This is a genomic window from Paenibacillus sp. GCM10027629, from assembly GCF_042676425.1.
Classification (GTDB): domain Bacteria; phylum Bacillota; class Bacilli; order Paenibacillales; family Paenibacillaceae; genus Paenibacillus_K; species Paenibacillus_K terrigena.
In genome coordinates this window covers 23,390-46,144 of sequence record NZ_JBHTGZ010000010.1, presented here as the reverse complement: position 1 = coordinate 46,144, position 22,755 = coordinate 23,390, and the positions used below count along the sequence as shown (strand labels likewise).

Genomic DNA, 22,755 nt, shown 5'->3' with positions numbered 1-22,755 from the left:
CTTCCTTTTGAACGCAATTATATACAAAGCATAAAAATAAGCACCTCTTAACAAGGTATCCCCGTGCAAATAATTCTGCTCTTCTACCTTCCCCTATTCCCTTGAATTATTTATTAATGTTTGCCTCTGAAACAGAGTAAATGCGGAATTAATAATCGGAGAAAACTGCAGAGAAAAATAAGAAATATGTTTGAGCTGAAATTAAAAGACAACAGTGAGGGATTATGATTGAAGGAAATAAAGGTGAAAATCGAGAAAAAGCATGCTGAGGCAAAGGATTTTAAGCGTTAGGGCGATTCATTCCTGGGAAAAGATCATGAAAAAAGCCAAACGAGAATCAGGAGAATATCCTGGAATTCGCTCGGCTAAGAATAATGTTAATTGGAGTGTAACCAATCAATCTATTGGTTCTGTGGGGTTCTGTTTTTCTAATAGGTGATATACATTAACTGGAGGCAGAATCACAGGTGGAATACCTGCTTGTGCTGTGAAGCTCGTAATCGTCGATCGAATATAAGGCATAAGGATCGCCATCGCATTCAATTCGAAATCTTCAATATCAGCATCTTTGCAATTAAAATATCCACGCATCGTAAGTAACAAATAAAAAGGAACATCGTTCTTAGAGAAATCTTCATCAAATAATCGACACGTCATAACAACGATCGCCTTCGATTTATCTTTAGACATATGTACTTCGGATGCAAAATTGAACTTAAGTTCGACCTCTTCTTTTTCTACGTCAAAATTGTGATTTCTTATAAAAGCCATCTGATCTACTTCATAGTCATGAAACCGAAGTACACTTAACATTTCTTCACTCATAATAACCTCTATTAGATCATATTTATAGTAAAATTCTATTCCATAGATTAGCTTGCAGGCCGAAGAACAACCATCTCGGCTACATGATTCGTTGTATAACTATAAGTCTTCTTGTAAGTACTACGAACTGAGAATTGCTTAGTATCCTCAAGAATGTAATCATCGGTAAAAATAATACGACCATCGCCGTCCTCTACCTCAAATCCAGCTTCTTTTAGTAAATTGACAAATTCTTCGCGGTCCATACTATCGAAAAAATCGTCCACTTTCTTTTGAATGTCTGACATTTCAAACACTCCCGTCTAAACATAATTTTTCTTTTGTAGAAATATATCTTGTATCTCTAAGACATAGCTCAACTCCGTTTGGTGTATGCGGTTGTAACCGATATTCTCGATCATTGTCATCCGGAGTAATAGTACATCCTCTTACCATTCTATACCCATTTTTAATACATATCAAATTAAATACCTTGCCATCCAAATCATCCTGATTGCTAACTTTCACGGTCAATTTATTCTTTTTGATTTCGTCTTCTACAAATCGCTTACGGACAGCCTGATAAAACTTATTTGACTCACCTAAAGGATCTGTCACATCAAAGACCAATTCCTTGGGAAGTATTAGTTCTACTCTAAGGAGCCCTCCTAATCTTCCTTTGTTCACAAATTTCCTTTTGGCCCAGTACTTCGCATTTTCGATATTTTCTTGATAAAAGTACACTCCACTCCCCAGCCAACCAGCTCTATCGTGTGTAACCCTAAAGTTACCTTTATCAATCTGTTCAGCAGCGGAGTTACTCGTACCATGATAACCAATGTATACTATTCGTTCATCCATTTCATAACTCCGTTGTATCTTATTATTATGAACTTCGCCATGGTAAATAATACCTTATGTTATAATAACTAATACATCGGATTATGACAAGAGATAAATTAAATCAGTTTCATACTTCTTTCATTGTAGTACACAAGGATCTACCTAAACTATCGATTACGCCCTCTTTATCTAATTATGAACCAACACCGCCACACTCTCCACATGCACCGTATGCGGAAACATATCCACCGGCTGCACTTCCTTCACACGATACCCGCCATCCTCGAGCACGCGCAGATCCCGCGCCAAGGTCGCGGGGTTGCACGACACGTACACGATACGCTCCGGCTGCATCGTCAATAGCGTCTCAAGCAACCGCTCATCACAGCCCTTACGGGGTGGATCCACAACGACGATGTCTGGCGATACGCCCTGCTCGAGCCATCGCGGCATAACATCCTCAGCTGCCCCTACCTCAAACTCAGCATTGCTAATCCCGTTCAGCGCCGCGTTCGCGCGCGCATCCTCGATCGCCTCGGGGACGATCTCGACGCCGTATACGCGCTTGGCGTGCTGCGCCAAGAACAGCGAGATCGTGCCGATCCCGCAATAGGCGTCGATGACCGTCTCGGAGCCGGTCAGGCCGGCATATTCTAGCGTCTTCCCGTACAGCACTTCGGTCTGTACCGGGTTGACTTGATAGAATGATCGCGCCGAGATCGCAAACTTCACGTCGCCGATATAGTCATAGATAACATCGCGGCCCCAGAGGGTCTTCGTCACATCGCCGAAGATGACGTTCGTCCGCTTTGTGTTAATATTCTGGCAGATGCTCGCTACACCCGGCACTTGCGCACGGATCGCTTCGATCCATGCCTCGACACGCGGCAGCTTGGTCCCATTTGTCACGAGCACGACCATGAGCTCGCCCGTGCGGAAGCCAACACGTACGACAACGTGGCGCATCAAACCTTCACCTGTCTCTTCATTGTAAGCTGTCACACCGAGATCCCGGCCAATCGCCTTCACACGGCGCACAATATCATCGTTCTGATCATGCTGAATCAGACAAGCATCCATATCGATGATGCGGTGGGAATTACGCGCGTAGAATCCGCCGATCAAGCCGCCCTCTTCCGCCATCCCCATCGGTACTTGCGCCTTGTTCCGATACCGCCACGGATCGTTCATCCCAAGCGTCGGATGAACCACGATCCCTTTCTCTTCGTTCAATCCCTCACTGGTCTCACCCTCAGCATCCGTGCCGCCAACCTTCAACTTCCCAATCCGCTCCAGGTTGTCCACCACATGCTGACGCTTCCAGTCGAGCTGCGCTTCATACGACCAATGCTGCAGCTGGCAGCCGCCGCACTGCTTATAGATCTCACAAGGCGGAGCAATCCGATCCGGGCTTGCCACCAACACCTCTAGCAATTTCGCATACCCATACTGCTTCTTGACCTTGAGCACCTTCGCCCGCACACGCTCACCCGGCAATGCGCCGCCAATGAACAACGTGTAGCCTTCTACGCGGCCCACGCCTTCGCCTTCATGCGTTAAGCCGATGATCTCGACTTCCACGTCTTCATTCTTCGTCACGGGCAAATCGAGTATCGCCTGCGATGGTGCCTTGCTGCTATTGCGCGAAATGCCTCCGCGATGTCTACCTCTTGTCATCTATCTAACCCCGCCCAACTCATAATATATGTTAAAGGGAATCTCATGCGTACTCCCATCATTTCCACTTTCATTACATCAAAAAGAGGACCGCCCTGCCCTTTCCAGAGCCAAACGCAATCCCCCCACTGTTTACGCTCACTACTTCTTCCATACGCCTGTGATTTACAGATACCGCTAACGCTCCCGCTTCCCTACTCCGCCGCAAAAATCTCAATATGCGCCGGCAGCACCGAGAAGTTGCATGGTAGCGTTCCGCCAAGTTCGCCGTCCAGGTTCAACTGTACGTACTCCGGCGATGTCACTTCCAGTTGCGAGGTACGGAAATGTACCACGTGCGGATCCGTCATATGCTCTCCGCGCATCGCGAGACTCGCGATACGGATGAATTCTGCGAGATTGCATCTCTTCACGAGCAAGACGTCGAATAATCCATCATCGATCCGTGCATTCGGCGCGAGCTTATCCATACCGCCGATCGAGTTGCTGTTCGCGATCAGGAAGAGCATGAATTCCTCATGGAATTCGCCGATGCCTTCCGCGCGAATGATCAGCTCAGACGGGCGAAGCCGCGTCATTTTCTCCAGACCCTTCACGTAATAGGCTAGTTGCCCGATCATGGTCTTGAGCTTAATCGGCACTTCATAGGTCAGCTCCGTCAAGGAGCCGCCGCCTGCAATATTAATGAAATAACGATCTCCCGCTAGCCCAAGGTCAATCGGCCGCGTGTGCTGTCCCAGAATGAGATCGCAAGCGTCACTCCAATTCCGCGGAATGTTCATCGCACGTGCGAAATCGTTCGTCGTTCCGACGGGCAAGATACCGAGCGGTGGGCGCTTCTCAAGCGGCGCCAAGCCGTTAATCACCTCATAGAGGGTCCCATCCCCACCCGCTGCAATGATCATATCATAGCCGCGTTCCACTGCATCGATCGCACAAGCGGTTGCATCGCCCTCGCCGATCGTCGCATGCGCAGTCGTCTCAATGCCGGCAAGATCCAGCCGTTGCAGAATATCAGGGAGCCGCCGCCGCATCTCTTCCCTACCGGATGTCGGATTGTATATGAGCCTCGCTCTTTTCGTGATTCGATCCATACCCATTTTTACCTGCCACCTGTTTATTCATTTCGTACGGGTCACCGCCGCTGCATAACCTGATGCACTTGCCTCGATAGCCAGCGCGATACGAGCGGATGCGGCAAGAGTGCCTGACCGTCATATACACATACAGCCTGCCCAATACGATTCGGTATTACACGATTAGTAAAATAGCCCGAACTCAAAAATAACGGCACCACCATCACGGTGTAGTCCGTCTCTGTCTGCCATTTTATTATCTTATCATATAATTGCTCCGGAAGCAGTAGGCCCGTGTCGACCGCTGCGTAATTCATCTCGCGCTGAATCCTGACGGCCACCCGCTGCAACCCGCCTACCCAGCGATCATAGAATAGAGGGTGATCACTGCCATGGGCTACGAGCATAAGGACCGTCTCCTCCAGCTTCCGTCCACGGAGCAGCTCGCGGCTGCGTTCCATCACAATCTGAGACATCTCGATCGGATCGACATCCATCGGCTCCCCGAACCAGACGCGTGCTTGAACGCGGAACGGCTGCAGATCTGTATCGAAGGACGCGGCTGCCTTCGCACCGAGAGCATACGCAATTTCATCGACATGCGTACTTCCGTCCGACACAAAGAAAGGAATCACGAACAGGTCCGTAACTCCCTTTGCTTCGAGACGGTCGATGCCATCTTGTATAAGTCGCCCTTCGACGATTTCCAGGAACACAACCTCAGCAGGTATCCCCTCAGGCAGCTTCGCATGCTCCACGGCCTCATCCACGAGCGAGACCCATGCAGCGTCCCGTGACCCGTGACTAATGATCAGTATACCCGGACGCATGTGTTATCGTTCCAATCGTTCGAGAGCCATCGTGTAACCGTCATTGCCATAGTTCAAGCAGCGCTTCACACGCGAAATCGTAGCCGTGCTCGCGCCCGTCTCCGCTTCGATCTGATTATACGTGGAGCCTTTGCCGAGCATTCTTGCCACTTCCAGACGCTGCGACAGCGATTGGATTTCATTCACCGTGCACAGATCATCGAAGAAAACATAGCATTCTTCTACAGACTTCAACGTTAATACTGCTTCGAATAATTGATCGATTGTTTTATCATTAAGTTTCTTGAGTTGCACTTATTCTCATCCCCCAGCTACTGGTACTTACCCCCATTGTAACGTAGAGTGCAAATCTATTTCAAGCATTACCGTTTTCCTGCACTACAGAGCGAAAATCTGCCCACACTTTTTTGTCAAAAACCGGGCATTCGTCCAGTCATGTTGTTCGCCTATCACATACAGTATTCTATACATCCACCCATAAAGGAAGTGAAATCTCCATGCCTCAGCACCCTCACGTGCGCTCACATCACGTCTCTCCGTACCCCGGCGTGCGCAATCCATATAATCGGTCTCCCCTGCAAGAAACGCTGATTCCCGAGACGACACCCGCAGCTATTGACTTGGCCGAATCTACTTCCATGGTCCCCTTTGTTGATCCATCCGTAACCCCCGTCACACCCGTCGCCAGCAAGAGTAAGTTCCCCTTCAATTTTGGTGATATCAAAGGGTTCATCGACCGCATGGGCGGCATTGACGGGATTGTGAGCACGGTGTCCAAGGTTCGGGAGGTGATGCAGAGCGTCTCCCAGTTGGCGCCTGTCATGAAATTGATGGCCGACGTCCTGCTCCCCAGCAAAAAGAAAAAAGATGATGACGATTGGTCCAAACGCAGACGGCGCCGCAGACGCAAACGCCAATCGACCAACAAATCGAAAAAAAACCGCCGTCCTACCAGCTCTAAAGGCAGCAAAAGCTACAAAAGCTACAAAAATTACTAAAGATAGATTCCCCTTCCTCACCCTCCCCTCATCATACTAAAATAGGCCGAAGCCTCCTCGCCTCAGCCTATTTATCATGTTCCACCGCTCTCTTCGCTGTTGTCATCCAGCGGCTTCAACCGCCCGATCACACCAGCTCTATGAACATGTCCCTATTGCCCCACTTAGCCCTTAGGCTTCGCGACGATCAACACATCCATATGCCGTGCCATCCGCAGAAGCTTGTTAATCACCGACCCACGTAGCAGACGCACATGCCATGGACGCGCCGATTGCCCAAGAATCAACTGGGTACTCTTCACTTGATTCGCTTCCTGCATGAAGACGTCCGCCATCTTCCTCACATGCTGTGCGTGGCTAACTTTAAATATCCCGCCAAAACGTTCCGTGAGCGCTCCAATCGCATCCGCCCGCTCCTGCTGCTCCGCCGTCAGTGGTCCCCCTGTATGAATGTAGGCCACATTGAGCGCCGCCTTCAAGCGGTACGCGATACGGAATCCGCGTCGGATCAACCGTTCCGCGTTCGAACTTAATGTCACCCCGACGAAGATCACTTCTTTCCTGCGCCAAGGACCGCGAAGCGATGGCTTCCGCTCCCACGATTCCAGGCGTTCATCCACGTCATCCGCCAGCTCTCGTAACGCCAATTCCCGCAGGGCAATGAGATTCCCCGTCTTGAAAAAATGATTCAGCGACTGCTCCACCTGTTCCTTGCGATAAATATGCCCGTCTCGCAGCCGCTGCTGCAGCGTCTTCGGTGCGACATCAATCAATTCCACCTCATCGGCTAGCCGTAAAATATGATCTGGCACCGTCTCCCGCACGCGAACCCCTGTAATCTGTTCCACTGAATCATTTAAGCTCTCCAAATGCTGCACATTCATGGTCGAGATGACCGAGATCCCGGCGGCTAGCAGCCGCTCAACGTCCTCGTAACGCTTCTTCAGCTCGCTGCCCGGCACATTCGTATGGGCCAGCTCATCGACTAAGACAACCTCCGGATTGCGGCGCAGGATCTCATCCGTATCCATCTCTTCCATCTGCACGCCGCGATAATCGATCTTACGTCTTGGCACGAGCGGCAGTGCACCCACTTGCCCCGCTGTCTCGCGGCGACCATGCGTCTCCAAATACCCGATACATAGGTCTACCCCCTTGCGGAGTAGTTCATTGCCTTCCCGCAGCATGGTATAGGTCTTGCCCACCCCCGGCGCCGCGCCAATATAGACCTTGAAATGCCCGCGCTGCATCGATTCGACTTCGCGATCAATCTCTTCCTGCGTTAATCGGCGGTATCGGTTTTTCTCCAAATCCCCCAGATGGCCTCGGACGCGCACCTTGCCGTGCAACATTTTCTCTTCTCCGCTAGGTACCCCTGCTGTGTCCACGTCTCCACGTAACGCTAACCGTTTGGTCGGTAAGATCCGTTCCCCATCCGACTCCGCCCGATCCGCCACGATGAACATATCCACCTGGTTCATTCGCGCGATCAATCCATTCAGGACGGAGCCTTTGAGAAGCTCCTGCCACCTCGTCATCTTCGAATGCCCGATCACAATACGCGTCACTTGATGCTCTAATGCATAATCCATGAGTATGCGCGGAAGATGTCGTTGCGAGGACAAGGGCAGCTCTTCGAAAGGCGCATCAATTTTCTCCGTCAGCTTCAAGATCCACCGCTTGAACGTCGCCATCTCCTTCGTCAGCTCCATCCCTGGCTTCATGAATGTGACGACGCGCAGATCCCCATTCAACCGCTTCGCAATCTGCTGGCCACGCCGAATATAGATCGAGCCATTCCAATGATACTGGGCCGCGACAAGAATCCGTTCCGCTGCCCAAGACGGTCCGATGAGCCCCAATCGCTCCCGATGCCGCTCCAGCGAGTCATTGACGCCCTCCGCAACGAGTCGCAGCGCCAACTCCCGCAGAACAGCCAGATTGCCATGCCGGAACACGGAGACATCTGCTGGAAGCTGCAGCCCATCCAGATGCCCTTCCGCCATCCGCTTCAATAATGTCTCCGGCGTGACGTCGATTAACCGGACTTCGTCCGCCATTTCGAGTGTATCCGTAGGCACCGTAATCTCCGGCTTAAAGCCGATATAGGGCTCGGCAAGCTCCGCGACCTCCTGCAGTTCGTAGACATTGACCGTCGTCGTGACACTAATGCCTTGCTTCAATAGATATTGAATATCCTCTAGCCGTGTGGCATGGAGCGCGCCAGGTCGATTCCGATGCGCGAGTCCATCAATGAGCACCGCCTCTGGATTCCGCTGGACGAGCGCCTCCAGATCGATGTCCTTCTGTTCAACGCCATCCTTCATCCAATGGATGCTCAGTACCCGCTCTAGATCGCCGATCTGTTCCATCGTCTCGGGCCGCTGCCGCGTGGAAATCGCCGTGAAGACGACATCCACGCCTTGACTTGCTAACTGGTGCCCTTCACGAAGCAGATGGTACGTCTTCCCCGAACCGCTGACCGCTCCGATCAGAATTTTCAGATAGCCTCGCGACAACCGCGTAATCGACTCCAGAATTTCCTCCGGTGTTTTCCTTCGAAACTGCTCCATGCCCCTACCCCTTTGGCTCATATGTTGACATGAACATGCCCACCCGATCTAAGCGACCGAGTGGACACATCCGCATTATTTCATTAATTTCTGCAAATCAATATTCAGCATCAATACATTCACGCGTGGTTCTCCGAACACACCAAGGTCACGGCCTTCGGTATGGCTCTCAACAAGCTTCTCCAGCTCTCCAGCGCTGATCCCCGTCAACTTGCTGATTCGAGGAATTTGCACTTCAGCACTCTTCGGAGAAATATGCGGATCTAGGCCCGATCCCGAGTTCGTGAGCAGTTGAATTGGCACTTCACTGAGCGGCACATCCGGGTTATTCTTCGTCCATTCCGCCGCTGATTCCTGCGTCCGCTTCAACATATCGGGGTTCGAAGGCGCATAGTTGTTCGATCCCGAACTCGCTGCATTATATTCAATACTGGATACCCGCCCTTGGAAATACTTCTGATCCTTGAACATCTGCCCGATCACCTCGGAACCAATGACGGTACCGTTCGCATCCTTGATCAGACTGCCGTTCGCCTGCTTCGGCATCAGCACTTGCGCAAGGCCTGTGGACAGGAGCGGATACACCAGCCCACAGAGGATAATAAATACGAGACTTATTCGTATAGCTACCGAGATGATCGAGCCCACCGACGTTCGGGCAGGCACCTCAACATTTGTATTTGTATGCAAATTCATATTCATGATTATTCCATCCTTCCCTCTCTCCATGCCACGCTAAATCCAGATATGAACGAACAAATCTATCACTTTAATCCCGATGAACGGTGCAATCACGCCGCCAAGACCATAGATCAACAGGTTACGGCTGAGCAGCTTGCTTGCGCTCATCGGCCGATACGCTACACCCTTCATCGCGAGCGGGATTAAGAGCGGAATAATTACGGCGTTAAATATTAATGCCGATAAGATCGCGGACATCGGTGACCCGAGCCCCATGACGTTCAACACATGCATCTCCGGAATAGCTAACATGAACATTGCGGGGATAATGGCAAAATATTTCGCCACATCGTTCGCGACACTGAACGTCGTCAATGCACCGCGCGTCATGAGCAGCTGCTTCCCGATCGATACGACTTCAATGATCTTCGATGGGTCGGAATCCAGATCCACCATGTTCGCTGCTTCCTTCGCCGCAATCGTACCGCTGTTCATCGCGAGCCCTACATCCGCTTGCGCTAACGCTGGCGCATCGTTCGTGCCATCGCCTGTCATCGCGACGAGCTTACCTTCGGCTTGCTCCTTGCGAATGACAGCGATTTTGTCCTCCGGCTTACTCTCAGCGATGAAGTCATCTACACCCGCTTCACGCGCAATCGTTGCGGCCGTCAGCGGATTATCGCCCGTACACATAATCGTCTTGATGCCCATTCGGCGAAGCTGTTCGAACCGCTCGCGCATCCCCGGCTTCACGGTATCCTTCAAATAAATAATGCCTAACAATCGATCATTTACCGCTACCGCGAGCGGTGTTCCGCCTTCCGAGGCGATCTTGTTCCCTTTGTCTGTCAGATCAGCCGGAATCACGCCGCCTTGATCCAGTACCCATTGCTTCACCGCATCGATTGCCCCTTTACGAACCTTCCATCCATTGGTTAGGTCCGCACCGCTCATCCGCGTCTCGGCTTTGAAATCGATAAACTCGGCATTTCTCGCGATCTTATCGTCAAAGGCATATCCTTCTTTTCGTACCCACTCCAGCACGGAACGGCCTTCCGGCGTCTCATCCTGCATCGAGCTCACGGCAGCCCATTGGGATACTTCTTCTACTGTCGCTTTCCCCACGGGCACCATGTCACTCGCCATCCGATTCCCGAAGGTAATCGTACCTGTTTTATCCAGAATCATTGTGTTAATATCGCCCGCTGCTTCAACCGCTTTCCCGGACATCGCGAGCACGTTATATTGCGTCACGCGGTCCATCCCCGCGATCCCAATTGCGGACAACAAGCCCCCGATGGTCGTCGGGATCAAGCAGACTAACAAGGAGATAAGCACCGGAATTTCTAAGTCGACTCCTACATACTTGGCAATCGGCGCTAGCGTCATAACTACAATCAAGAAGATCACGGTCAATGTAATGAGCAAAATATTAAGCGCAATTTCGTTCGGCGTCTTCTGACGCTCGGCCCCTTCGACGAGGGAGATCATGCGATCGAGGAACGATTCACCCGGATCATTCGTGATCCGTACTTTAATCTGATCACTGACGACGCGTGTTCCGCCCGTTACGGAGCTGAAGTCGCCACCCGCTTCCTTCATAACTGGCGCAGATTCACCGGTAATCGCGGATTCGTCTACCGTGGCGAGTCCTGCGATCACTTCGCCGTCCCCAGGGATCATCTCACCCATGGATACCACGACGACATCCCCCTTACGAAGCTCTGTCGCTGGCACTTGCTTCACGCCGCCGCCCGGCTGCACTTTATTCGCCATCACGTCGCTCTTCGTCTGCTTCAGTGCATTCGCTTGTGCTTTCCCACGCCCTTCAGCGATCGCTTCCGCGAAGTTCGCGAACAGGACGGTGAACAGCAAGACGATGAATACCGTTAAGTTAAAGCCGAAATTCGCTTCCGCGCCAAATGCAGATGGAAATAGCGTTAACAGCAGGACGATGAACGTACCTAGCTCTACCACGAACATGACCGGATTTTTGATCATGATCAGCGGGTTCAATTTGACGAAGCTCTGGCCTAGCGCATATTTCAATATATCTGAAGTTATTAATGATTTACGTTTCATGGTCGAATCCATGTTCTTTCACCTCGTTAAATGATCTCTACCCTAATGTCAGGAACTCTGCAATCGGCCCAAGGACGAGTACAGGCAGGAACGTCAATGCACCAATGAGAATGACCGTTCCGAGCAGCACCCCAGCGAATAGCTTGTTATCGGTGCGGAATGTCCCAATCGTCTCAGGCACCCATTTCTTGCGCACGAGTGAACCTGCAACACCGAGCAGTGCCACGATGGAGACGTATCGACCGAGGAACATCACAATCCCTGTCGTCATATTCCAGAACGGCGTGTTATCCGCCAAGCCCTCGAACCCGGAGCCGTTGTTCGCTGCCGATGAGGTGTACTCATAGAGCACTTGCGAGATGCCGTGGAACCCTGGATTCGTAATGGCACCCGATCCTAGATCGGTTAAGAACGCAATGGCCGTCGGGCCTAAGATGATCAACGGATGGACGAGAATCGCAATCGCGATCAGCTTCATCTCGTGCGGTTCAATTTTCCGACCTAAGAACTCCGGCGTACGACCGACCATTAAGCCTGCCAAGAACACCGCGAGGATCGCATACATCAGCATATTGACAAGCCCTACGCCATCGCCGCCGAATACCACGTTCAGCATCATGAGCGACATCGGTACGAGACCGCCAAGCGGGGTTAACGTATCATGCATATTGTTGACCGTACCCGTCGTTGCCGAGGTTGTCACGGTCGTGAATAGAGCGGATTGCGCAATCCCGAATCGTGCTTCTTTCCCCTCCATACTGCCTTGAGATGTGTCTGCACCGATCGTATTCAAGACCGGATTGCCGTTGCTTTCCGAGATATACACAAGACTTAGGAAAGCTGCGAACAAGATGCTCATGACAGCGAACACGATCCAGCCCTGCTTCTGATTCCGAGCGAATCGTCCGTACGTATAGGTCAGCGATGCCGGGATACACCACATCATCAACATTTCGAGCACATTCGTAAGTGGGTTCGGATTCTCGAATGGATGCGAGGAGTTCACTCCGAAAAATCCGCCGCCATTCGTCCCCAAATGTTTAATCGACTCGAGCGATGCTACAGGACCAATCGCGATCTGCTGCGTCTCGCCCGTAATCGTGTGCGCTTGAACCGTAGCGTCCAGCGTCTGCGGCACTTGGAGTCCAACGAGCACCAGTGTCATTACGATCGCCATTGGAATCAACAGTCTCGTATGGGCCTTCACGAAGTCCGTGAAGAAATTACCAAGCCCTGTGCCCTTCTTCGTTAATCCGCGGATAAAGGCAATCGCCACCACAATCCCCGTCGCCGCCGAAGTGAACATCATCATCATGATGACGATCATTTGCGAGAAATAGGATAAGCCTGACTCCCCACTGTAATGCTGTAAATTCGTATTGGTCATAAAGCTGATAATCGTATTAAAAGATAACGTCGGCTCCATATTGTCGATCCCGTTCGGATTGAGCGGCAGCCAGCGCTGTGTCAGCAAGACGCCGAACCCGATAAGCGTCAATACAAGGTTGGTTAGCAGTAAGCTAAGTACGTATCGCTTCCACGACATGTCGCCGCGGTTCTTCAGCCCGATCAGCCAAAAGATCCCTTTCTCCACCGGACCAAATATCCGATCACTCCGGTTCGGCTCATTCGAAAATATATGATAGATATACGTACCGAGCGGCTTCACGATCAAGAGCAGCAGCCCGATAACAATCACGATTTGCAGTAAATCCATTCCCCAGTTCATAGTCGATCTCCCTTTTCAACAACATTTTAATCAACGTGAAAAAAGTTAATTTTTCTCATTTCCCTTAAAAAAAGGCATAAAAAAAGAAGCCTGCGGGGGAGGTTATCCATCGCGGCTTCAATAATGGGCATGGCGAATCGCCATGCTGCGCACATATTGAATACGTTCAAGTTGCCTCTCTCGAGACGCTTACGAGGTTAGCTGTCGGATTCGGGCCTTGAGAGTCGCCCTACCTTAGCGCCGTACAAGACGGTGCCTCGGATTCACCCCGTGGTCAGCTCAGCTGACCGTTGGTTCCCCCGCTCTTTGCCTTAGCAAAGACTCAGCGTTAAAGACATGTAAAACATTTTTCATCGCTTCATCAATCTATTTCACATCATAACCACAGATCTATTTCGCATCTGCAGCCAACGTTCGTCTACACTTTCCTTCATCCTCTCTCATTCGCTTACGAGGTTAGCTGTCGGATTCGGATGGTGAGAGTCACCCTACCTCGGTACCGTTGTACCCAGGATTCACCCCACATGTTCCTGCTCTCGCTCTCACACGAGCCACAGGTTCATGACTTATTTGGTTCCCCCGCTCCTTGCACATGCAAGGACTCAGCAATGTTCATGAATCGTATCATACTCCTCGTGTTGCAACTTGTAAAACCTTAAATTGGTTTGAAATGGAATCTGAAAATACTGGAAATCGTCATGAAAGCGTTATGAATGATATGAATCTCTCGAAACCTCCTATTTTCACGCGATAGATCACTTTCGCGCGATTTTCCAGGATGAATGTACAGGGTGCCCAGCCATCTTATGTCATTCACCGCAGTGAAATCCCGCAGTCCTCTTTTTATTAACGGAACACTTCGGCAGCAAAAAAATCTCCCTCTGATCAACAGTGTGTACACTGCCAACCAAAGGGAGAGCTTTAACCTTTACATTTCACCTTGCCGCACACAAAAAAAGCCAACCCTCTTCACCGAAGGTTAGCTTCTCTCCACATTTATCTATAGAATAATAGATCAATCACTTTGAACACGGCCATCGCAAGCACGAATGCAATCGGAATCGTCACGATCCAAGAGATGACAATACGACCTGCTAGGCCCCATTTTACCGCCGAAAAACGCTTCGCGGAACCTACACCGAGGATCGCTGAGGTAATCGCATGCGTTGTACTAACGGGCAAATGCGCTAGCGTTGCCGTCATAATAATAGCAGCTGACGATAAATCCGCTGCAAAACCGTTAATCGGTTCGATTTTGAAGATTTTCGTACCCATCGTTTTAATAATTTTCCAACCGCCGACAGATGTACCGAGTGCCATCGCTGTTGCGGCCGAAATTTTAACCCATAACGGAACATCCAAATTATCTTGTATTCCTGCTGAGACAAGAGCGAAGGTAATGATCCCCATCGCCTTTTGCGCATCATTCGTCCCGTGCGTATAAGACTGAAGCGCTGCCGTCATAATCTGCCCTGTGCGGAAGCCTTTATTGACCGAATGCGGACTCATTCGACCGAAAATGAGCTTCAGAATCGTCATCACGATATAACCAAGAGCAAATGCAATAAGCGGTGAGAAGATAAGTCCTTCTACGATTTTCGTAAACCCGGCATAGTTCAAGCTGTCTGAACCCGCTCCTATAAAGACTGCACCCGCGAGTGCACCAATGAGTGCGTGAGATGAGGACGAAGGAATTCCGAACCACCAAGTCACAAGGTTCCAGATGATCGCGGCGATTAAGGTCGCTATCACAATCTCTACCCCATTATCCAGCTTGGAGGGGTCTGCGACGCTTCCCCCGATCGTCTTCGCAACCCCGGTAAAGGACAAGGCACCGATGAAATTCATCGTTGCTGCGAGCAGAATCGCATGCCGCGGCTTGAGTGCACGCGTCGAGACAGATGTCGCGATGGCATTCGCCGTATCGTGAAATCCGTTAATAAAGTCAAATGCTAGAGCTAATAAGATAACAATACCTAAAACGATCATTGTATGATCCATAGAAATGTATTGCACAGAACGACTAGAGGTTCTTCAAAAAGGTAACTTTTTGAAACACACTATTTAGGTGTTCCCGCGCAACTCTGTCCTCCTTTATTTCACCTATCGTTCACGCGACCTTAGGAGTTGCGCATAATAATGGTTTCAAGAATATTAGCAACGTCTTCGCAATTATCCGTCGTTTGCTCCAGACGCTCGTAGATTTCTTTTTTCTTAATCAGCTCAATCGGATCTTTCACCGCAGCGAATAGATCTTTGATACTCTTACGCAGAATATCGTCTGCTTGGTTCTCAAGGTCATTAATAAGGATCGTATGTTCGCGAATCGCGAGCAATTTTTTCTGTGACAATAGTCGAATCGCTTTTTGGATTTCAAATGCGCTATCGAGTAGCACTTTACCAAATTGTTCGATCGAAGCATCGTATTCCTTCACATGGTACATATCAAAGCGCGATGCACAAGCTTCAAGCCCGTCTAACACATCGTCCAGCGAGGTAGCCAGCGACATAATATCTTCACGCTCGATCGGCGTAATGAACGTCTTATTCAACTCTTTAATAATCGTATGGGTGAATACGTCACATTTCGACTCCAGCTCTTTCATTTCCTTGGTGAAAGCTGTCGTATCTCCTGGCTTTGCTACATACTTCGCAAAAATATCCGCGCCTTGGACAATGGCATCGGCCATATTTTGCAGATTTTGAAAAAATACATCGTTCTTCTTAAACATACGCTGTCCCCTCTGCTTCAAATTGCTTAGATTACCTTAATAATGAGAATTATAACCTTTGTTATCTTATCACAAGTGACATAGTGCTTGTAAAGGAATTGTAAAACAAAATCGTGAATTTCTTTTAACAGTTTGCCGATATTCGCCTACAATTATCCAGTCCGCTCGACAAAATTAAATCCGACAAGGAATCCTTGCCGGATTTAACAAATTACCCCACCTGGATGTGGCTCGCAAATGTTGGAATGTTTGGAACGATGTTGAAAATTGTCTTCCCCGGGTAGAGTGGCAACTCTTGCCCATCCTTATACAATCGAATGACATCACTTGTCTTGCTGCGCGACCACGTGCAAGAGATGGCTTTGCCACGTTGATAGAGTACGGCTTCTCCGCCCTTCATCAAATTCACGTCCAAGCGTCCCACATCGTCTAGCGTACGATGATCCGCTCCCAGCACAACGACATTCGTCGCCGTAAGCGTCTCCTTCGTATTCAGATCGATATGCGGCTGACCGTTGATCGATCGGCTGTAATGCTTGCTCGTCGCATCATAATCATAGGTCACTTTATAGTTCTTGAGCAGGAAGTTGACCGTTATTTTCGTCGCCTCTTCCCCCATAGGCATGTCCTCTTCTTTGGCAAAAGGATACGTCGTCATAGGCACATCTGCCTTATACTTCTTCTTCGCAGCACCTTCACGCAGCTTCTCTAGCGTTGAATACAGATTGTGCGGTGCTTTTCGTGATTTATCCCGGTAAAAGAACGGCCCAGCGTTCGAAATTTCATCCAAGTGTTCTTTGTGTTGACGTTGAAGGACCGCATACCCGTCGGTACTCGCCCCGGCATGCACCAAGACCCCTTGGTAGCTATCGCCAAGATCAATGAGATATGGACGGATGCTGCGAATCGGACCAATGGGTTCCTGGAAATTCTCGCTCTGGAAAATGGCCACAATCCGCGTAATCCCGCCTTCTGCGAGCACCTCATACAGCATATCCGCATGGGTAAGTCCAGACTGCGGTCTTGCCTTGGACATATTATTGATCATGACTGCGATTGGCCTTGCGGTTACTGGCTCTGCAGTGGGTAACCCTGTTAATGGCGCAATATAAGCCTTGGTCGGATCTTGCTCTGATTCCTGTTCCTGTGCTGGTTGTTCCGTGGATTGCGGCTCAGGTGTGCTCTCAGCTTCAGGCGTTTTACTCGTGCAAGCACTGAGAAGCAGCGTCAGTAGAATACATAGTATGCTAAGTGTTCGATAGAATAAATTCGACTTCATGAAGACCCCTTTCAAATGGCAAAATTTTGGAACATATGATAAGTCCATGGTCTTTATTTAAGCATATAATGGAAGATTTGTCTGTTATTTCGCTGCTTGGAAGCTATGAAAAAATGTTTTGGATAGGTGTGATATTTGCGCTTGTGAAAATGTGAACAAAGTATGTACTTCAAATTCAAAAATTTCAAATTCGGGCTAATAATGTGATAAAAATCACATGTTGATGATAAAACTGAATGTATGATTAAGCCATAGAGAAAAACAATAATAAATAACAAAACGGACTGGAGCTGGTATCAATGTTCACACATTGGTTAAGAAACAACATCGTCGCAGCTTGGCTGCTCACCATCATTCGCGTATATCTCGGCTATCAATGGATCACGGGCGGCTGGGGCAAGATCACAGGCGGAGGCTTTGATGCCGCAGGATTTATGCAAGGCGCAATCGCGAAAGCAACAGGCGATCATCCCGCTGTACAAACTTGGTTCGCGAACTTCCTAGAGCACTTCGCACTGCCGAACGTCAAACTATTCAATGTCCTCGTTCCATGGGGAGAATTCTTAGTCGGCCTTGGACTCATCCTTGGTACATTTACAACATTCGCCGTCTTAATGGGTATGGTCATGAACTTCGCCTTCCTGATGGCTGGTACCGTGAGCACGAACGCACAAATGCTCATCCTTGAGATCTTCGTCGTCGTCGCTGGCTTCAACGCAGGCCGCATCGGACTTGACTACTTCGTCATCCCTTACATTCGCCGCATGTTCGGCCGTAAGGAACGAGCGAATAGCTATCAATAAGGGAACATAGAACATACGCCCTCCGCTTCATGCGGGGGGCGTTTTTTGATGTTACATCTGCCTCCCCTACACTCGACTTTCCCGGTCCCTCCCCTTATAATAAATAGATTCTATAGCACGAGGTGAAATCATTGAGTTCTTCGATTCTAGTCATGGGACTGCTCGGATTGTTGTTTATCGTCTTCGGCTACTTGATTGGCGTGAAGAAAATGCTCGTCCTCATCGCGGGATATCGCGAAGAGACGTTTACGGGGAATAAAGACAAACTTGCGAAGACCGTGGGTATCGCATATGTGACGATCGGAGTTCTTACCCTTTTGCTTCCCTTAGGACTCGAATATATCGGCTCGATGGCAGGCATCATCTATGCAGCGATCGTCGTCATTAGTGTGGCTAGCTTCATAGCGAAGATGAAACGCCGCGATTAATACAAAAGAACCTTCGATCCCCCTCATTTTGGCAGGGAACCGAAGGTTCTTCTTTTTCCTAGATAACGTACTACTTCTTCAACTTTGCAATTTCCTCGGTCACAACCGCTGCGAGGTCATCATTGTTATAAGCAGCAAGCATACCCAGCACGATATGCTCACCGATTGGTCCCGCTTCTTCCTTCGTTACCGCAATCTTCAGCGCCTCGCGCAGCTCCACATTATCCGCTTGCTGCGGATAGGCCCGCGTATACAGTACAACAGGATCCAAATCATTGTTGATGCACCACTGTACAAATACGAGAATCATCATACGCTCATCCCGTTCAAATTGCTGGGTCATCTGACGTTCTATTTCTTGTTTGCTATTCATCTGCCGACTCCTTCACGCAACATTTCCATGCCAACTAATCTCTATTGTACTAGGAATCCGCGATGAAATCAGCCCCTGCTTACACGCATAATGAACTTATATACTCCAGTGCTGCCAATCGGAATTACGTTCTTCCAGTGCACGCAGCCACATCTTCGTCTTGCCAATCACCTGCGTCTGATGTGTCCCTGTCGAATACGTATGGTCAGCTTGGAAAATAATTTCTTTATCGCACCGGCCGTCACTCCGCAGCCAGAATGTTTTCTCATACAAAAAGCTATAGTCTACAGGAATCACATCGTCACTTGTCCCGTGAATCAATAAGACATCTCCTGAGAACCGGTTCGTTTCTTGAAAAGGCTGATAGAGCCCGAGAGAATCGAAATATTTCGGTGTAAAGCTATACCCTGCATAGTCCGTCTTCCCTTTGAGTTTCGATTCATCATACCCGTTCCGGCCAATAATTTTCACAATATCATTAAAAGGATAGCCTACGGCCGACCACATGACGAGTCTTTTCACACGGCGATCCTTCACCGCTGTCAGAAGCGCAACCGCTCCACCCAGGCTATGACCGAGCAGCGTAACTCTCGACAAGTCCACATCACAGCAATCCAGCGCATAGTCTAATGCCGTACGCGTCTGGGCGATCATCGATTCGAGTCCAAGGTCTCCGTACTCACCTGAGCTCTCACCGCATCCGCCATAATCGAATCGAAGCACCAGGTTGCCTGCAAGCGCCAGCTCACGCGCTGTCTTCACGAACAATCGATCGACACCGATCCGGTTGCCCACGAACCCGTGACAAATGACAACCAGCGGAACCCGAAAGTCTTCATGGCCTTGCTTCCCTGCAGAGCAGACACCCTCCGGATAATGAATCGTTCCTGCAAGCTGCAAATCCTCGTGTTTGATCGTAATATGACGTTCCATACGCTCATCTCCCTACTTCCATATCCTTTAACCTTTAATTCCGATAAACTTACTATGAATTATTAAAATCATATTATCATGAACCTCTTAGCACTGTCAACGGGACAGATCTAGAATGATTTTTGGCGGCGGTCTATATCTTCAGACTTTCTTTAGTTATCTCTTTGCCGAATCTACAGATTCTCCCGTTACGATAAATTCATCAACGTGCTGCGGCATGCAAAAAAGGAGAATCTATTGTGAAACGAAACACTCGTCTGCAATCCCTGCTCCCGCTCCTCTGGTTGCTCGTCATTCCTGTGCTAAATATCTTCTACATGGTGCTGAACCACGGCGGAGAGCAAGTATACAATCTCATGACAGACCTCGACAATGCGATCCCGTTCCTCCCGGTCTTCATCATTCCCTATGTGCTCTGGTATCCCTTCCTGATTGGGGTCTTCGTCCTGTTATGCCTTAAAAATCGCTCTATCTATTACCAGACGCTGCTCGCGGTCATCCTCGGACTGATAGGAAGCTACCTCATTTATTATGTTTTTCAGACGACCGTACCAAGGCCCGAACTTCACAATAATGGGATACTCATTCAAATGGTGAAAGGGATCTATACGCTGGATGGTCCGTATAACTGCTTCCCCAGCATTCATGTGCTAACAAGCTATTTACTCTGGATCGGTGCTCGATCATGTCATGCCATCCCCTCCTCCGTCAAAATGATTATTGGTGCGATTTCATGGTCGATCATCACTTCAACCTTTTTCGTCAAACAGCATGCTCTATTGGATGCGGTCGGTGCGATCATCCTCGCAGAAATCGTCTTTCGATTCGCCGCCCTGCTGCTCCGCCAGTTATTTGGCTATCGGCCTGCGGTTACTGTACGTCATGTCCGTGAACAACAAAAGCCAATGCCCTGACGTGTAATTGTCAGATCCATTGGCTTTGTCCCAGGACATCGCGTAAGTCTATAACCTTATTCGTACATCCCATAGAATTGCTTCAACAAGAAATTCGTATCGTTGTGATTGACTTCTACACCTGCTTGGTCCACTTCCGAGGTAACAGCATTCGTCGCATCCGCTGTACTCTGAACCTCTTGAGCGGCCTGTACCGACTCATCCTGCTCGCCGTAGTTCACGTCATAACGCTCCATTCTCCATCACCCCACTTTAGCATGCTGTTCATTGCTTCTTCGCTAGTGTGGCAAAAGAGTCCCACATTCTATGCATGAGACAAGAAAAAAAGCTTAAGCATCTGCTTAAGCTTCAACCGATCAACTACGTTCTCTGGATAGTTATGCCCCGGATCGGTAACAATAGGGGCAATTCCCAGTTCACAGAGGAGCGTCCGTCGACTATGACTTTTCTAGACTTTCTACGTGCATATTGGCTGCCAATTTCACTGATTCTCATCGTTCTGTATGCTGCTATCTACGTGTATAAGAACCGCACTCAATTGTTCCGCAGAGAGTGATCTTGACTAGACGAGCGCTTTATTCGCAATATCCGAACGATTTTGCTTGCCTTCGAACTGAATCCGATCGGCATCGGCATATGCTTTGGCACGTGCTTCAGCAATCGTCGCTCCGAGGCCTACAACCCCAAATACGCGGCCACCGTTCGTTACGAATTGCCCCTGTTCATTGGTTGCCGTCCCCGCGTGGAACACGAGCGCTTCCTGCACTTCATCCAGCCCCTTCACCGGCAATCCTTTCGGATACGATGCCGGGTAACCTCCCGAAGCTAAGATGACACATACCGCCGCTTCTTCGCTCCATTTGATCTCAAGCTCATGCAAGGTTCCGTTCACAGCGGCCAAGAAAATATCGACGAGATCCGTCTTCAGGCGCGGCAGCACCACTTGCGTCTCAGGATCGCCAAAGCGTGCATTAAATTCCACCGTCTTCGGCTTGCCATCCGGCGTAATCATTAGACCTGCGAACAAGACGCCACGGAATGGACGACCTTCAGCGACCATCGCTTTGGCTGTCGGAATCACAATCGTCTCAATCGCCTCGTCAATGATGGACTGCGGAATATGCGGCAGTGGTGAATACGTCCCCATACCGCCTGTATTCGGTCCTTTATCTCCGTCATAGACCGGTTTATGGTCTTGTGCCGGACTCATCGGACGAACCGTCTCTCCATCGACGAAGGCGAGGATCGACATTTCTTGGCCTGCCATGAATTCTTCAATGACGACTTGGTTCCCGGCATTGCCGAATACTTTACCGACCATCATCTCTTGCAGTGCCTGCTCCGCTTCTTCCATCGTCTGCGCGACGATCACGCCTTTACCCGCTGCTAATCCGTCCGCCTTGATGACAATCGGTGCGGACTGCTGACGCAAATAGGCAAGGGCATCCTCGTAGTTATCGAACTTCTCATATGCGGCTGTCGGAATGTTGTACTTGCGCAGCAGATCCTTCATGAATGTCTTGCTGCCTTCGATAATCGCTGCATTCTTGCGCGGCCCGAAGACCGGAATCTCCTTCGCTTCGAACACATCGACAATTCCCGCTGCCAGCGGATCATCTGGTCCGACGACTACAAGGTCGATCGCATGATCAAGCGCATATTGCGCAAGCTCTTCGAACTGACTCTCTGATATATCGACGCACTCGGCAAGCTGCGCAATTCCTGCATTACCCGGCGCACAGACGAGATGCTTCACTTTCTCGCTTTTCTTCAAGGCCCACACGATCGCGTGCTCACGCCCGCCGCGGCCAACTACCATAACACGCATCCCGCTCACCTCCAATAGGTCGTTTAAAAAGTCCCCTTTTGATCACGAAGTAACCCAAGTAGCCTAATCGACATCGAATCTTGCGTTCACCCTCGAACTCCGGTACTCATGTAGGTTTCGCCTACACTCCGTTCCTCCTTCTTCAGGTTCTCGCAACCTTCTCGATGCTGAA

Annotated in this window: 22 protein-coding genes and 2 riboswitches; of the genes, 4 read left to right on the top strand and 18 right to left on the bottom strand. The window is 49.7% G+C overall.

Annotated features, from left to right (window positions below; all coding sequences use genetic code 11):
• Positions 1-396: 396 nt before the first annotated feature.
• The 7 genes from ACFQZR_RS19690 to ACFQZR_RS19660 form a co-directional block, all read right to left on the bottom strand.
• Positions 397-825: a protein-export chaperone SecB gene (locus ACFQZR_RS19690; protein ID WP_379349065.1), complete on the bottom strand. Its 429-nt coding sequence runs from the start codon at positions 823-825 to the stop codon at positions 397-399.
• A 47-nt stretch (positions 826-872) separates the two neighbouring features.
• On the bottom strand, positions 873-1,112 hold the full coding sequence (locus ACFQZR_RS19685) for a hypothetical protein (protein WP_379349063.1): 240 nt from the start codon (positions 1,110-1,112) through the stop codon (positions 873-875).
• Position 1,113: 1 nt separating this feature from the next.
• Positions 1,114-1,665, bottom strand: coding sequence for a poly(ADP-ribose) polymerase family protein (locus ACFQZR_RS19680; protein WP_379349061.1), 552 nt, complete (start codon positions 1,663-1,665; stop codon positions 1,114-1,116).
• Between the two features lie 171 nt (positions 1,666-1,836).
• The gene (gene rlmD / locus ACFQZR_RS19675) at positions 1,837-3,324 is read right to left on the bottom strand and encodes a 23S rRNA (uracil(1939)-C(5))-methyltransferase RlmD (protein ID WP_379349059.1); all 1,488 of its coding nucleotides are present in this window, start codon (positions 3,322-3,324) and stop codon (positions 1,837-1,839) included.
• Positions 3,325-3,518: 194 nt separating this feature from the next.
• A complete protein-coding gene (locus ACFQZR_RS19670; RefSeq protein ID WP_379349057.1) occupies positions 3,519-4,424 on the bottom strand; it encodes a diacylglycerol kinase in 906 nt (301 codons plus the stop codon).
• A gap of 35 nt (positions 4,425-4,459) precedes the next feature.
• Positions 4,460-5,230: a sirohydrochlorin chelatase gene (locus tag ACFQZR_RS19665; protein ID WP_379349055.1), complete on the bottom strand. Its 771-nt coding sequence runs from the start codon at positions 5,228-5,230 to the stop codon at positions 4,460-4,462.
• A 3-nt stretch (positions 5,231-5,233) separates the two neighbouring features.
• Complete coding sequence (locus ACFQZR_RS19660; protein WP_018758465.1) at positions 5,234-5,524, bottom strand: YerC/YecD family TrpR-related protein; 291 nt, start codon at positions 5,522-5,524, stop codon at positions 5,234-5,236.
• A gap of 203 nt (positions 5,525-5,727) precedes the next feature.
• Between ACFQZR_RS19660 and ACFQZR_RS19655 the strand changes: the two genes are divergently transcribed.
• Positions 5,728-6,228, top strand: a complete 501-nt coding sequence (locus ACFQZR_RS19655) for a hypothetical protein (protein ID WP_379349052.1) — start codon at positions 5,728-5,730, stop codon at positions 6,226-6,228.
• A gap of 164 nt (positions 6,229-6,392) precedes the next feature.
• On the opposite strand, the gene ACFQZR_RS19650 is transcribed toward ACFQZR_RS19655, so the two are convergent.
• The 7 genes from ACFQZR_RS19650 to ACFQZR_RS19620 all read right to left on the bottom strand — a co-directional run bounded on the left by ACFQZR_RS19650 (position 6,393) and on the right by ACFQZR_RS19620 (position 17,304).
• Positions 6,393-8,801, bottom strand: coding sequence for a universal stress protein (locus ACFQZR_RS19650; protein WP_379349050.1), 2,409 nt, complete (start codon positions 8,799-8,801; stop codon positions 6,393-6,395).
• Positions 8,802-8,876: 75 nt separating this feature from the next.
• Positions 8,877-9,503, bottom strand: a complete 627-nt coding sequence (kdpC, locus tag ACFQZR_RS19645) for a potassium-transporting ATPase subunit KdpC (RefSeq protein ID WP_379349048.1) — start codon at positions 9,501-9,503, stop codon at positions 8,877-8,879.
• 33 nt (positions 9,504-9,536) lie between these two features.
• Positions 9,537-11,576 carry a potassium-transporting ATPase subunit KdpB gene (gene kdpB, locus ACFQZR_RS19640; RefSeq protein ID WP_379349046.1) on the bottom strand — a complete coding sequence of 680 codons (2,040 nt, stop codon included), beginning with the start codon at positions 11,574-11,576 and terminating at the stop codon, positions 9,537-9,539.
• 25 nt (positions 11,577-11,601) lie between these two features.
• Positions 11,602-13,281 (bottom strand): potassium-transporting ATPase subunit KdpA, encoded by a 1,680-nt coding sequence (gene kdpA, locus ACFQZR_RS19635; protein ID WP_379349443.1) that lies wholly within the window; start codon positions 13,279-13,281, stop codon positions 11,602-11,604.
• A gap of 182 nt (positions 13,282-13,463) precedes the next feature.
• A riboswitch (cyclic di-AMP (ydaO/yuaA leader) is annotated at positions 13,464-13,631 on the bottom strand.
• Positions 13,632-13,723: 92 nt separating this feature from the next.
• A riboswitch (cyclic di-AMP (ydaO/yuaA leader) is annotated at positions 13,724-13,911 on the bottom strand.
• A 378-nt stretch (positions 13,912-14,289) separates the two neighbouring features.
• A complete protein-coding gene (locus tag ACFQZR_RS19630; RefSeq protein ID WP_379349044.1) occupies positions 14,290-15,294 on the bottom strand; it encodes an inorganic phosphate transporter in 1,005 nt (334 codons plus the stop codon).
• A 119-nt stretch (positions 15,295-15,413) separates the two neighbouring features.
• Positions 15,414-16,025 carry a DUF47 domain-containing protein gene (locus ACFQZR_RS19625; protein WP_379349042.1) on the bottom strand — a complete coding sequence of 204 codons (612 nt, stop codon included), beginning with the start codon at positions 16,023-16,025 and terminating at the stop codon, positions 15,414-15,416.
• 211 nt (positions 16,026-16,236) lie between these two features.
• Positions 16,237-17,304, bottom strand: coding sequence for a DUF3048 domain-containing protein (locus tag ACFQZR_RS19620; protein ID WP_379349040.1), 1,068 nt, complete (start codon positions 17,302-17,304; stop codon positions 16,237-16,239).
• A gap of 299 nt (positions 17,305-17,603) precedes the next feature.
• Between ACFQZR_RS19620 and ACFQZR_RS19615 the strand changes: the two genes are divergently transcribed.
• Together ACFQZR_RS19615 and ACFQZR_RS19610 are read left to right on the top strand one after the other, a co-directional pair.
• Positions 17,604-18,107, top strand: coding sequence for a DoxX family membrane protein (locus tag ACFQZR_RS19615; RefSeq protein ID WP_379349038.1), 504 nt, complete (start codon positions 17,604-17,606; stop codon positions 18,105-18,107).
• Positions 18,108-18,238: 131 nt separating this feature from the next.
• Complete coding sequence (locus ACFQZR_RS19610) at positions 18,239-18,535, top strand: DUF3784 domain-containing protein (RefSeq protein WP_379349036.1); 297 nt, start codon at positions 18,239-18,241, stop codon at positions 18,533-18,535.
• 70 nt (positions 18,536-18,605) lie between these two features.
• On the opposite strand, the gene ACFQZR_RS19605 is transcribed toward ACFQZR_RS19610, so the two are convergent.
• Positions 18,606-18,908: a hypothetical protein gene (locus ACFQZR_RS19605; RefSeq protein WP_379349034.1), complete on the bottom strand. Its 303-nt coding sequence runs from the start codon at positions 18,906-18,908 to the stop codon at positions 18,606-18,608.
• Positions 18,909-19,004: 96 nt separating this feature from the next.
• Positions 19,005-19,841: an alpha/beta hydrolase gene (locus ACFQZR_RS19600; protein ID WP_379349032.1), complete on the bottom strand. Its 837-nt coding sequence runs from the start codon at positions 19,839-19,841 to the stop codon at positions 19,005-19,007.
• A gap of 239 nt (positions 19,842-20,080) precedes the next feature.
• On the opposite strand from ACFQZR_RS19600, the gene ACFQZR_RS19595 reads away from it, so the two are divergent.
• A complete protein-coding gene (locus tag ACFQZR_RS19595) occupies positions 20,081-20,755 on the top strand; it encodes a phosphatase PAP2 family protein (RefSeq protein ID WP_379349030.1) in 675 nt (224 codons plus the stop codon).
• A 56-nt stretch (positions 20,756-20,811) separates the two neighbouring features.
• Here the strand turns inward: ACFQZR_RS19595 and ACFQZR_RS19590 are convergent, their stop codons facing one another.
• Entirely contained in the window at positions 20,812-20,991 is a 180-nt protein-coding gene (locus ACFQZR_RS19590; RefSeq protein WP_379349028.1) for a hypothetical protein, read from the bottom strand.
• Between the two features lie 326 nt (positions 20,992-21,317).
• Positions 21,318-22,583 carry a phosphoribosylamine--glycine ligase gene (gene purD, locus ACFQZR_RS19585; RefSeq protein WP_379349026.1) on the bottom strand — a complete coding sequence of 422 codons (1,266 nt, stop codon included), beginning with the start codon at positions 22,581-22,583 and terminating at the stop codon, positions 21,318-21,320.
• Between the last annotated feature and the right edge of the window lie 172 nt (positions 22,584-22,755).

Coding starts and splice junctions, on each gene's coding strand:
- ACFQZR_RS19690 (WP_379349065.1), bottom strand. CDS start 825: ATGAGTGAAGAAATGTTAAGTGTACTTCGGTTTCATGACTATGAAGTA.
- ACFQZR_RS19685 (WP_379349063.1), bottom strand. CDS start 1,112: ATGTCAGACATTCAAAAGAAAGTGGACGATTTTTTCGATAGTATGGAC.
- ACFQZR_RS19680 (WP_379349061.1), bottom strand. CDS start 1,665: ATGGATGAACGAATAGTATACATTGGTTATCATGGTACGAGTAACTCC.
- rlmD (WP_379349059.1), bottom strand. CDS start 3,324: ATGACAAGAGGTAGACATCGCGGAGGCATTTCGCGCAATAGCAGCAAG.
- ACFQZR_RS19670 (WP_379349057.1), bottom strand. CDS start 4,424: ATGGGTATGGATCGAATCACGAAAAGAGCGAGGCTCATATACAATCCG.
- ACFQZR_RS19665 (WP_379349055.1), bottom strand. CDS start 5,230: ATGCGTCCGGGTATACTGATCATTAGTCACGGGTCACGGGACGCTGCA.
- ACFQZR_RS19655 (WP_379349052.1), top strand. CDS start 5,728: ATGCCTCAGCACCCTCACGTGCGCTCACATCACGTCTCTCCGTACCCC.
- ACFQZR_RS19650 (WP_379349050.1), bottom strand. CDS start 8,801: ATGGAGCAGTTTCGAAGGAAAACACCGGAGGAAATTCTGGAGTCGATT.
- kdpC (WP_379349048.1), bottom strand. CDS start 9,503: ATGAATATGAATTTGCATACAAATACAAATGTTGAGGTGCCTGCCCGA.
- kdpB (WP_379349046.1), bottom strand. CDS start 11,576: ATGGATTCGACCATGAAACGTAAATCATTAATAACTTCAGATATATTG.
- kdpA (WP_379349443.1), bottom strand. CDS start 13,281: ATGGATTTACTGCAAATCGTGATTGTTATCGGGCTGCTGCTCTTGATC.
- ACFQZR_RS19630 (WP_379349044.1), bottom strand. CDS start 15,294: ATGGATCATACAATGATCGTTTTAGGTATTGTTATCTTATTAGCTCTA.
- ACFQZR_RS19625 (WP_379349042.1), bottom strand. CDS start 16,025: ATGTTTAAGAAGAACGATGTATTTTTTCAAAATCTGCAAAATATGGCC.
- ACFQZR_RS19620 (WP_379349040.1), bottom strand. CDS start 17,304: ATGAAGTCGAATTTATTCTATCGAACACTTAGCATACTATGTATTCTA.
- ACFQZR_RS19615 (WP_379349038.1), top strand. CDS start 17,604: ATGTTCACACATTGGTTAAGAAACAACATCGTCGCAGCTTGGCTGCTC.
- ACFQZR_RS19605 (WP_379349034.1), bottom strand. CDS start 18,908: ATGAATAGCAAACAAGAAATAGAACGTCAGATGACCCAGCAATTTGAA.
- ACFQZR_RS19600 (WP_379349032.1), bottom strand. CDS start 19,841: ATGGAACGTCATATTACGATCAAACACGAGGATTTGCAGCTTGCAGGA.
- ACFQZR_RS19590 (WP_379349028.1), bottom strand. CDS start 20,991: ATGGAGCGTTATGACGTGAACTACGGCGAGCAGGATGAGTCGGTACAG.
- purD (WP_379349026.1), bottom strand. CDS start 22,583: ATGCGTGTTATGGTAGTTGGCCGCGGCGGGCGTGAGCACGCGATCGTG.